The sequence below is a fragment of the Streptomyces carpinensis genome (assembly GCF_002154505.1).
GTDB classification, from domain to species: Bacteria; Actinomycetota; Actinomycetes; order Streptomycetales; family Streptomycetaceae; genus Streptomyces; species Streptomyces carpinensis.
In genome coordinates, this window is sequence record NZ_MUBM01000301.1 from 1 (window position 1) to 621 (window position 621).

General features: G+C 69.2%; 1 protein-coding gene. It reads left to right on the forward strand.

Annotated features, from left to right (window positions below):
• Positions 1 to 104: 104 nt before the first annotated feature.
• The coding region (locus tag BZY54_RS34995; protein WP_086729350.1) for a CGNR zinc finger domain-containing protein at positions 105 to 621 on the forward strand (517 nt) is incomplete at its 3' end.

Consider the following 621-nt stretch of genomic DNA (forward strand, 5'->3'; position numbering starts at 1 on the left):
CGCGCCGGCTGCCGTACGATTCCGATCACGCCGCCGCAAGTGGGCACCGCCTGGAGCGGTGACGAACCTTGCGTTCGACACCAGTCACCTGTCAAGATGGTGATGTGAATCTTGACCATGTATTCGTATGCGGGCACCCGGCCCTCGACTTCGCGGCCACGCTCCGGGCCCGGCGCTCGACCCGGTTCGAGATGTTCGTGACGCCTGAGCGGCTGAATGCCTGGTACCTGGAGTCCGGGCTGGTGGACACGATCACGCCGGGTGGCGACGACGACGTCCGGGAGGCGATCGCCGTGCGCGAGGCCATTTACCGGCTCGTCACCGACCGCCGTCTCGGCGAGGGCTTCGACCCGCAGGCGCTCGACGCGGTCAACGCCGCCGCACGCAAGACGCCTGTGACGCCACAGCTCACCGCGAGCGGACGGCTCACCGAGGCGACCCCCGAGCAGGCTCTCGCGACCGTCGCCCGGCAGGCCGTCGAACTGCTCAGCGGCCCGGACGTCCCCCTGATGAAGGAGTGCGGCAACCCCGAGTGCACGCGCGTCTACATCGACCGCTCCCGGGGAATGCGGCGCCAGTGGTGCGGCATGGAGTCCTGCGGCAACAAGATCAAGGCCGCCG